The sequence below is a fragment of the Lentzea sp. NPDC058450 genome (assembly GCF_042721395.1).
In the GTDB taxonomy this organism is placed as follows: Bacteria; Actinomycetota; Actinomycetes; order Mycobacteriales; family Pseudonocardiaceae; genus Lentzea.
The window spans coordinates 97,893-107,003 of record NZ_JBHXLO010000032.1 but is presented as its reverse complement, the minus strand read 5'-3'; the positions used below and the strand labels follow the sequence as shown (position 1 = coordinate 107,003).

At 68.0% G+C, this 9,111-nt stretch carries 9 protein-coding genes and 1 riboswitch; of the genes, 5 read left to right on the top strand and 4 right to left on the bottom strand.

Annotated elements, in window-relative coordinates; genetic code table 11:
- Positions 1 to 348: 348 nt before the first annotated feature.
- Together ACFWNN_RS36395 and ACFWNN_RS36390 are read right to left on the bottom strand one after the other, a co-directional pair.
- A complete protein-coding gene (locus ACFWNN_RS36395) occupies positions 349 to 1,695 on the bottom strand; it encodes a polysaccharide lyase 6 family protein (protein ID WP_382444492.1) in 1,347 nt (448 codons plus the stop codon).
- A 43-nt stretch (positions 1,696 to 1,738) separates the two neighbouring features.
- The gene (locus ACFWNN_RS36390) at positions 1,739 to 2,173 is read right to left on the bottom strand and encodes an NUDIX domain-containing protein (protein ID WP_382444491.1); all 435 of its coding nucleotides are present in this window, start codon (positions 2,171 to 2,173) and stop codon (positions 1,739 to 1,741) included.
- Positions 2,174 to 2,247: 74 nt separating this feature from the next.
- Between ACFWNN_RS36390 and ACFWNN_RS36385 the strand changes: the two genes are divergently transcribed.
- Both ACFWNN_RS36385 and ACFWNN_RS36380 read left to right on the top strand, forming a co-directional pair.
- Positions 2,248 to 3,180 (top strand): SPFH domain-containing protein, encoded by a 933-nt coding sequence (locus ACFWNN_RS36385; protein WP_382444490.1) that lies wholly within the window; start codon positions 2,248 to 2,250, stop codon positions 3,178 to 3,180.
- Positions 3,180 to 3,398, top strand: a complete 219-nt coding sequence (locus ACFWNN_RS36380; RefSeq protein ID WP_382444489.1) for a hypothetical protein — start codon at positions 3,180 to 3,182, stop codon at positions 3,396 to 3,398. The genes ACFWNN_RS36385 and ACFWNN_RS36380 overlap by 1 nt, the downstream gene beginning before the upstream one ends.
- 3 nt (positions 3,399 to 3,401) lie before the next feature.
- Here the strand turns inward: ACFWNN_RS36380 and ACFWNN_RS36375 are convergent, their stop codons facing one another.
- Entirely contained in the window at positions 3,402 to 4,136 is a 735-nt protein-coding gene (locus ACFWNN_RS36375) for a PIG-L deacetylase family protein (protein ID WP_382444488.1), read from the bottom strand.
- Positions 4,137 to 4,288: 152 nt separating this feature from the next.
- Here ACFWNN_RS36375 and ACFWNN_RS36370 point away from each other — a divergent pair, with 152 nt between their 5' ends.
- From ACFWNN_RS36370 to ACFWNN_RS36360, 3 genes are all read left to right on the top strand, one after another.
- Positions 4,289 to 6,553 (top strand): glycoside hydrolase family 3 N-terminal domain-containing protein, encoded by a 2,265-nt coding sequence (locus tag ACFWNN_RS36370; RefSeq protein WP_382444487.1) that lies wholly within the window; start codon positions 4,289 to 4,291, stop codon positions 6,551 to 6,553.
- 127 nt (positions 6,554 to 6,680) lie between these two features.
- Positions 6,681 to 6,947: a 30S ribosomal protein S20 gene (gene rpsT, locus ACFWNN_RS36365; RefSeq protein WP_166047155.1), complete on the top strand. Its 267-nt coding sequence runs from the start codon at positions 6,681 to 6,683 to the stop codon at positions 6,945 to 6,947.
- A 144-nt stretch (positions 6,948 to 7,091) separates the two neighbouring features.
- On the top strand, positions 7,092 to 7,901 hold the full coding sequence (locus tag ACFWNN_RS36360) for a hypothetical protein (RefSeq protein ID WP_382444486.1): 810 nt from the start codon (positions 7,092 to 7,094) through the stop codon (positions 7,899 to 7,901).
- 1 nt (position 7,902) lies between these two features.
- Here ACFWNN_RS36360 and holA read toward each other — a convergent pair whose 3' ends face one another.
- Positions 7,903 to 8,871, bottom strand: a complete 969-nt coding sequence (holA, locus tag ACFWNN_RS36355) for a DNA polymerase III subunit delta (RefSeq protein WP_382444485.1) — start codon at positions 8,869 to 8,871, stop codon at positions 7,903 to 7,905.
- Between the two features lie 87 nt (positions 8,872 to 8,958).
- A riboswitch (SAM riboswitch) is annotated at positions 8,959 to 9,104 on the top strand.
- Positions 9,105 to 9,111 lie beyond the last annotated feature (7 nt).

Here is a 9,111-nt window from a genome sequence, read left to right as displayed (position 1 = left end):
CTGGTATTACTCTCAAAGGAATACCCCGACGAGGGGTATTCATATTACTGGCTGTGTTTCGGCACGCTGTTGAGTTCTCAAAGAACACGCGCTCACCGGTTCCAGTCTCCGTTTCCGGAGGCTTTCTCTCGGGGCTGTGTTTGAAGCTTATTTGGTCTTGCGTCCCGGTGTCAAATCGGCCTCTCGGAGGCTCTTTCTCTTCCGGTTTTTTGGCCAGGCCCGTTCCGGTCTGTATTTCCCGGCCCGCTTCGCTCTGACATGGAGAACATTACACGGGCCTGTTTCGATCTCCAAATCGGGGGGTCCTGGTAACCGCCACACGGGCGGCTACCAGGACAAATGCGTTCGTCAGGGTGCGGAGACCCCGACGTCGGCCTTCGTGAGCGGCTTCCGCACCGCCGCCGAGTTGTACTCATCCGCCCCGACATCAGGCTTGCCGGAGCGCGCCTGAAGGTCGAAGTCCCGCGTCACATAGGAGTAGGTGCCCACTGACGCGTCGATGGCCGGGCTTCCGGAAGACAGCCGGAACAGTCCGTTGGCGTCCTTCACCAGCTTCGGGTCCACGGACTTGTAACCGGACGACGGCATGTTGCCGCCGGTTCCGCCCCAGATGACGTTGCCCTCGTACTTCACCGTCGAACCCGAGTGCATGGAGACGACACCACCCGACGAACCGCGGATGACGTTGTTCGCGAGCACGCAGTCCTTCGGCTTGAAGTCACCGCCGTCGCTGTCCACCACCGCACCGGTGCCGATCAACGTGTTGTACGCGACCGTCACGCGGTCCGGCCGGTCGTGCAGCTTCGAGTCGGGACCGCTGTCGGCCTCCTTGCCCGAGCCGAACACGATCGCGCGGTCTTTGGTGCTCTCCACGTAGTTGTTGATGACCTTGTGGTCGTTCCCGTGGAACCGGATGCCGCTGTTGAACAGCAGGTTGCCCTCGACCGTGGTGCGGTGGCCGTGGCGCAGGACGATGTAGCCCTTGCTGTTGCGGATGGTGTTGAACCGGACGACGTTGTCCGAGGACTTGATGGAGATGGCCTCCGCGTCCCCGTCCGCCTTCTCGAACAGGTTGTGCTCGACGATCGCGTTCGCCGACTTCGACTGCTTGTGGCTGTAGCCGAGCCGGATCGACTCTCCGCCGTTCGCACCGGTGAACTGGTGGTTGTAGAAGTAGTTGTGGTGGATCCACGACCTCTTGGCGATCTCGCTGCCGGGGCCGGTGATCTGGAGGTAGACGCCCTCGTTGTTCCGGTTCTGGAACGTGTTGTGGTCGATCTGGACGTCGTCGGCGCTCACGCTGAGCGAGGCGCCGTCCTTGTTGCCGTTGTACGTGTTGCGGGTGATGCGCGTGGCCTGCGCCTCCGGTGGCACGGAGAGCGTGCTGGTTCCGTCGAAGACGAACCCTTCGATTGTCACGTCTCGAACGGCCCCGAGTTCGAAGCCGCCGCGGGTGAACACCGTGCCGCCGACGTTCTGCGCGGCCACGGTGACGCCCGATTTCGTGATCTTGATCGGCTGGTCGGCCGCGTGCAGGCCCCTGGCCAGCACGATGCGCTGACCTGCTCGCGCGGTGTCCAGGGCGGCCTGCAGGGAGGCCACGCTCGACACGCTCACGACAGCCGCGTGGGCCGGCACAGCGACGAAGGACGACAGCAGGGCGGCCGCGCCGACTGCGGCCAGTGATCGGATCATTCGCCAACTCCGTTGTGGGCAGTTGGCGGCGGTAGAGCGGAATCTACCGCAAGATTCCGGCAGGTGGGGCAGTTCGATACAGACCAAGGGCCGTGTCCAGCGACGGCACTCGGTCCAGTTGTCCGATGTCTGCCACGGGGAACCACTGGGCGAGGTCGGTCGTGCCGCCCACCTCGCTGCGCAGCTCGCCGCCTGCGATCCGCACCTCGTACATGATCCGAAGTGCGTGGTAGTCGCGGTCGGGCTCCTCGCGGAGCTCGGAGTCGATGCCGATCAGCCGGACCACCTCGACGGCGTAGCCGGTCTCCTCCTCGAACTCCCGGATGACGCCGTCGTACGGGTGCTCGCCGTGGTCGATGCCTCCGCCGGGGAGGATCCAACGTTTGCCCTTCGGGCCAAGCCAGCGCGCCAGCAGGATCTCGTCGTTCTCGTTGATGCACACCCCGTAGGCGGCCACACGCTGCTTCTTCGCCCTCATGCGACGCAGCGTAACTTGCGATCACCCTCAGAAAAGTGATATCACTTAGATACTACTTCGCTAGGGGGTCCTGGATGAGTGCATCCATCGAAACGACGGTCCAGATGCCGGCGCCGGCCGTCCGCGAGAAGCAAGCGCGGGAACTGCCCGGTCTCCTCATGTTCTTCGCTGGGTTGGCGGTGCTCGCTGTGAGCGTGTGGACGATCATCGAGGGGATCAAGGCGACCGACGCCGCCGACGGCGACCCGGCGGTCGGCCTGCTGCTCACCGGAGTGCTGCTGCTCCTGGCCACCGCGGTGATCTGGAAGGGGCTGTTCACGGTCGCGCCCGGTGAGGTGCGCGTGCTGCAGTTCCTCGGCCGTTACGTGGGCACGGCCCGCACGGACGGTCTGCGGTGGGCGAACCCGCTCACCACGCGGCAGAAGATCTCCGTCCGGATCCGCAACCACGAGACGGCGACGCTCAAGGTCAACGACGCCGACGGCAACCCGATCGAGATCGCGGCCGTGGTCGTGTGGCAGGTCGAGGACACCGCGCGGGCACGGTTCGAGGTCGACGACTTCGTGCGGTTCGTCGGCATCCAGACGGAGACCGCCGTGCGGCACATCGCGAACAGCTACCCGTACGACAACCACAACGAGACGGGTCTCTCACTGCGGGAGAACGCCGACGAGATCACCGAAACGCTGGCGATCGAGATCGCGGCACGGGTGCAGTCCGCCGGCGTGAGGGTGATCGAGTCGCGGCTCACGCACCTCGCGTACGCACCGGAGATCGCCCACGCCATGTTGCAGCGGCAGCAGGCCGGCGCGGTCGTGGCGGCGCGGACCCGGATCGTGGAAGGCGCCGTCGGCATGGTCGAGCTCGCGCTGGAGCGGCTGGCCGACCACGACGTCGTCGAGCTCGACGAGGAACGCAAGGCGGCGATGGTCTCGAACCTGCTCGTCGTCCTGTGCGGGGACCGTTCCACTCAGCCCGTGGTGAACACCGGGTCGCTCTACACCTGATGGCCGATCGCAAAAGCGTTCTGCTCAGGCTTGATCCGGCGGTGCACGACGCGTTGAGCAGGTGGGCGAACGACGAGCTGCGCAGCACCAACGCGCAGATCGAGTTCCTGCTGCGGCGTGCGCTGGCGGACGCGGGCCGGCTGCCCGGCGAGGCGCAGAAGATGCCTCGCCGGGGACGGCCTCCCAAGAAGCCCGCGGAAGAAGACCCTGACGAATAGGTGTCAGAAGTCCGGTGGTGCCTCCAGGTCGTGGGCGCGGAAGAGCACGGCGTGCTCGACGCCCATGGCCTGGCCGCCCATCGCGGCCAGTTTGGGGATGAAGTCGGCAGGCGCGGGATGGCCCGGCAGCGCGGCCAGGTAGGCGGCGTGTGCTTCGAGAGAGGCCACGCCCCGTCGCAGCGGCTCCCCCGTCACGTCCACGCCGTGCGTCACGCCCGGCCCCATCCCGGGAACCAGGTACCAGCGCGGCGAGTGCGGTTCGAGACCTTCGTCGACCTGCTCGGGGAAGATCCACCGGTTGCCCGCGTCGCGGATGGCGTCGAGGGTCGCGAGGCCGACGGCGCGGTGGTCGGCCTGGTCGAACCCCCACGGCGTCTCGACCGCGAACGAGCTGCCGAACACCACGTCCGGTTTGAACCGGCGGATCTCGCGGCAGATGTCCCGGCGCAGGTCCAGGCCGTAGACGAGATGGCCGTCCGGGTGGCCGAGGATCGTCAGGTGCTTCACCCCGACGGCGGCGCAGGCGGCCTGTTGCTCGGCGGCGCGCAGCCTGGCGGTCTCCTCGGGCGGGTTCGGCATCCCGGCCTCTCCCGCGGTGAGCAGGAGGTAGCCGACCTCGATGTTGTTGGCGGTCCAGCGGGCGACCGCCGCGGACGTGCCGTACTCCATGTCGTCGGGGTGCGCGACGACGCAGAGCACCCGTCTGAACGTCTCCTCGGGTAGCGCGGGCAGTGTCATCCCGCCATTTTTCCTCCTTTCGGCGGGGGCGGCTGATCAGGCGTTTCACCTGCATGAAAACGCTGTCATTGAGTTCCTCCGTTCGGAGGTTTTCTCGTCCGACTCGTGCACGCGAAGGTGTCCGGCGGGCGCACCGGGAACGTGGAGGAGTCTTGTCTTTGTTCTCCCGCAAGCGCGCCGGACTCGGCGTGCTGGGCGTTGCTGTGGTGATCGCGTCGCTGACACCGGCCGGTGGTCTGGCGGCGGGCAGAGAGATCTACCTGGACAGCCGGGCGTCGACGGAACGGCGGGTCGAGGACCTGCTGCGGCGGATGACGGTCGAAGAGAAGATCGGGCAGATGGCGCAGATCCGCGTCGGGAAGCTGCGCGGTGACTGCAACAACGTCAACGGGCCGTTGGTCGACGCGTGCCTGAAGGCCGTGCTCGCGGACGCGCACGTCGGGTCGATCCTGTCCGGCGGCGGTGACGCGCCGCTCGACAACACGCCCAAGGCGTGGGCCGAGATGAACAACGCGATCCAGCGGTACGCGTTGGAGAACAACAGGTTGAAGATCCCGATCATCTACGGGTCGGACGGCGTGCACGGGCACAACAACGTCATCTCCGCGACGATGTTCCCGCACCAGATCGGGCTCGGCGCGACCTGGGACCCGGCGTTGCAGGAGAAGATCGGCGTGTCCGCGTCGAAGGCGTTGCGCGCCACCGGTGTCTTCTGGAACTTCGCGCCGGTCTCGGACATCGCGCGGGACACGCGGTGGGGCCGCTACTACGAGACCTACGGCGAGGACCCGTTCCTGTCCGGGCAGCTGGCGGCGGCGAACGTGCGCGGGCAGCAGGCCAAAGTGGACGACACGGCACAGCTGACCGCGACGGCGAAGCACTTCGCCGGGTACTCGGCGCCGGCGAACGGGCACGACCGCGCGGCGGCGCAGATCCCGATCCGGCAGCTGCAGGACGTCGTGCTGCCGTCGTTCCAGGCGCAGTTCGACGCGGGCGTGCGCACGGTGATGATCAACTCTGGCTCGTTGAACGGCGTGCCGGTGCACGCGTCGAAGTACATGCTGCAGACGCAGCTGCGCGACCGCATGGGGTTCAAGGGCGTCGCGGTCTCGGACTGGCAGGACATGAAGTACCTGGTGGACCGGCACAAGGTCGCGCCGGACTACAAGACGGCGATCGCGATGAGCGTCAACGCCGGTGTGGACATGGCGATGGAACCGTCGAACGCGGCCGAGTTCACGTCGTTGCTGCTGGCGAACGTGCGGGACGGCTCGGTGTCGCGCGGGCGGATCGACCAGGCGGTGCGGCGGGTCCTGAAGCTCAAGTTCGACCTCGGGCTGTTCGAGAAGCCGTACGTGGACCCGGCCAAGGCCGACGCGTCCGTGGTGGGGGTCGACCGCGACCTGGCACGGCAGGCGGCGGCCGAGGGAACGGTGCTGCTGAAGAACGACGGCGTGCTGCCGTTGTCGACGTCGGCGCGGAAGATCGTCGTGACCGGCGAGACCGCTGATGACGTGCGCCGTCAGCTCGGTGGCTGGACCGTGGAGTGGCAGGGCGTGCCGGACGACTCGCCGTTGCCGCCGACCACGACCGTGCTCGCGGGTGTGCGCGAGGCCGTTCCCGGTGCTGCTGTGGTGCACGCTCCGACTCAGGCCGCGGCGGTGTCCGAGGCGGCGGGTGCGGACGCTGTAGTCGTCGTCCTGGGCGAGAAGCCCGGAGCGGAGGGTCCCGCCGACACGGAGAACCCCGCGCTGACCGCGGAGCAGCAGGCGTGGGTGGACGCGGTGCAGGCGACCGGCAAGCCGGTGGTCGTGGTGCTGCTGACCGCGCGCCCGCAGGTGCTCGGTGCGGCGGCGGACGCGAACGCGCTGGTCGCGGGCTGGTTGCCGGGCAGCGAGGGCGGCCGGGCGATCGCGGACGTGCTGTTCGGCGCGGTGAACCCGAGTGGCAAGCTGCCGATCTCGTGGCCTCGTGCTCTGGGCGACCCGACGCTGACCTACGACCAACTGCCGGGCGCGAACACCTCGGCGGGCGCGAAGTACGACGCGTTGTACGCCTTCGGCCACGGGCTCTCCTACACGTCGTTCACGACCTCGGGCACCTCGGTGTCGGTGGACCGCTCGAACGGCGTGGTGAAGTTCACGGTGGCGAACACCGGTGCGCGTGCGGGCACCACGATCGTGCCGGTCTACGTGCGTCAGCCGGCCTCCCCCGTGCTCACGCCAGACCTTCGACTCGTGGGCTTCACCCGCGTCGAACTCGCTGCGGGACAGTCGAAGCAGGTCGAGGTGTCGTTCAAGCTGTCGCAGCTCGCGCTGACCGTCGGCGACGTGGACGGCGACGGACGGCGTGAGGTCGCCCGCGGCGGCTACGAGGCGGTGGTCGGCGCCGAGAAGGCCGCCTTCACGGTGCGCTGAGCTGGCCTGATATCCTTCGTCGTCGTGAACGCGCGGCACTCCGCCGTGGAGGAGAGCCGGTCCTCGTGACCGGTGCCGACAAATGCGCGCCACGAACCCCGGTTTCGACAAGAAGGGTGATGTCGCGATGGCGAACATCAAGTCCCAGCTCAAGCGGATCAAGACCAACGAGAAGGCCCGCCTTCGCAACAAGTCGGTCAAGTCGTCCCTCAAGACGGCCATCCGCAAGTTCCGTGAGGCTGCCGAGGCCGGCGACAAGGCGAAGGCCCTGGAGCTGCTGCAGGACGCGTCCCGCAAGCTCGACAAGGCCGCCACCAAGGGCGTCATCCACGCCAACCAGGCCGCCAACAAGAAGTCGGCGATGGCCCTGCGCGCGAACGCCCTCGAGGGCTGATCTCGCTCGCGGAGCTCACTCGAGCTTCTGGAAGGGCCCCATCTCCTCGCGGAGGTGGGGCCCTTCCGCATCTCCGCCTGGGACGCCTCCTCCACCGGAGCGGGCCCTTCCCCAGTGGGCGTCGCGCGCGGTAGGCGTAGTTCCATGGAATCGCTTCCGCGCATCGACTTCGTCGAACTGCACGACCTCGACGGCACGCCGCCCGTGCTGCGCACCCTGCACACGGAGTCCATCACCACCATCTACCGGCTGACCGACGCCGCCCGCGAGTACGCACGGCCGTTGGCGCTGGCACTGCGGTCGGGCGCGGACCACCGGATCGTGGATCTTTGTGCGGGTTCGGGTGGCCCGGTGCCGTTGATCCAGCGGCGGCTGCACGCGCAGGGCGTCCACACCCAGGTCACGCTGACGGACCTGGTGCCGAACGTGCCCGCTTTCGAACGCGTGGCCGCGACCAACCGGCGTCGCCTGCCCGACTCGTGCTGCACCGTGGACCACGTGCCGTCGCCGGTCGACGCCACGGACTGCCGGGTCGAAGGCACGCGGACGATCTACGGCGCCTTCCACCACTTCCCGCCGCCGCTGGCCACGCGCATGCTGCAGAACGCCGTCGACACCCGGCAGCCAATCGTCGTCGTGGACACCAAACGGTCGTGGCTCTACGTGCTGGTCTTCCCGTTCTTCCTGACGCTGACCGTGTTGCTCGCGGCGCCGTTCCAGCGCAACCCGCTGCCGCGCTACCTGCTGCGGCTCGTGCTGACCTACGTCGTGCCGGTGCTGCCGTTCATGATGTTCTGGGACAGCGTCGTGTCGTTCCTGCGCATGTACGGGCGCGCCGAACTGCGGCGGATCGTCGACGGCCTGAACGACACGGAGTCGTTCGACTGGACGATCGGCGTCGAACGCGGCTTCACCGGCGCCCAGTACCTGATCGGGATCCCGCGCCGGACGTGAGCTAACGACGGCTGTGCGCGGCCACGATCCGGAGCACGGCGCGCTCCAGCGCGTAGTCGGCGTCGGCCGCCACGCCCTTCACGTCGGCGTTGAGCCCCGCGACCACCTGCATCGCGTCGGCGAGACCCGCCTGGTCCCAGCCGCGGGCCTGCGCCTGCGCCTTCTTGATCTTCCACGGCGGCATGCCGAGCGGACCGGCCAGGCTGAACGGGTCGGCCCGGCCCACGGCGGACACGCGCGCGACCGTGCGCACCGCGTCCGCGAGCGCGTCCGCGACCAGCACGTGCGGCACACCGAGCTGCATCGCCCAGCGCAACGCCTCCATCGCGCCCGCCCGGTCCCCCGTGACGGCCTTCTCCGCGACGGCGAACCCCGTCACCTCGGCCTTGCCCTGGTGGTAGCGGCGGATCTCCTCGACCGTCACCTTGCCGTCGGTGTCGGACACGAGCTGCGACGAGGCCGCGGCGAGCTCGCGCAGGTTCGTGCCCACGGCGTCGATGAGCGTGGCGACGGCCTCCGGGTCGATCTTGCCGCCCGCCCGCCGCACCTCGTTGCGCACGAACGCCTCGCGCTCGGCCGGCTTGGTGACCTTGGCGCACTCCGTGACCGCCGCACCGGCCTTCTTCAGTTGTCCCGGCAGGTCCTTGGCCGCCTTGCTGCGGCCACCGCCGGTGTGCAGGACGACGAGCGTGACCCCGTCCGCGGGCGCCTTGACGTAGGAGAGCACCGTGTCGGCGACCTCCTTGCCGATGTCCTGCGCGTTCTGCAGGACGATCACGCGCCCCTCCGCGAACAGCGACGGACTCACCAGTTCGGCGAGCTCCGGAGGCGTGAGATCAGTCACCGGGACGCGGGTCAGATCGGCCGTCGAATCGACCTCGCGGGCAGCGTCCAGAGCCGCCCGAACAGCCCGTTCGACCAGCAACTCCTCTTCACCGACGATGAGGTGCAGTGACTCCGGTGCGCTCACGACCGGCATCCTCCCACGTCTCGGATCGTGGGCGTCTGTGGCTCGGAAACCGAGCTATGCCGTAGCTTGGTCACCACAACTGAACACCGCTCATCCAGAGGGGCAGAGGGAACGGCCCGAAGAAGCCCCGGCAACCGGCGTCAGCGCTGTGTGCACATACCTGTGGACGCATCTGAGCGCAGACGATCACGGTGCCAATTCCGACCCGTTCGATTTCGCGGGAAAGATGAGGAGATACCT

What these genes read in the sequence shown, in the direction of transcription:
- rpsT (WP_166047155.1), top strand. Translation starts at nt 6,681, where the DNA reads ATGGCGAACATCAAGTCCCAGCTCAAGCGGATCAAGACCAACGAGAAG.
- ACFWNN_RS36390 (WP_382444491.1), bottom strand. Translation starts at nt 2,173, where the DNA reads ATGAGGGCGAAGAAGCAGCGTGTGGCCGCCTACGGGGTGTGCATCAAC.
- ACFWNN_RS36380 (WP_382444489.1), top strand. Translation starts at nt 3,180, where the DNA reads ATGGCCGATCGCAAAAGCGTTCTGCTCAGGCTTGATCCGGCGGTGCAC.
- ACFWNN_RS36360 (WP_382444486.1), top strand. Translation starts at nt 7,092, where the DNA reads ATGGAATCGCTTCCGCGCATCGACTTCGTCGAACTGCACGACCTCGAC.
- ACFWNN_RS36385 (WP_382444490.1), top strand. Translation starts at nt 2,248, where the DNA reads ATGAGTGCATCCATCGAAACGACGGTCCAGATGCCGGCGCCGGCCGTC.
- ACFWNN_RS36395 (WP_382444492.1), bottom strand. Translation starts at nt 1,695, where the DNA reads ATGATCCGATCACTGGCCGCAGTCGGCGCGGCCGCCCTGCTGTCGTCC.
- ACFWNN_RS36375 (WP_382444488.1), bottom strand. Translation starts at nt 4,136, where the DNA reads ATGACACTGCCCGCGCTACCCGAGGAGACGTTCAGACGGGTGCTCTGC.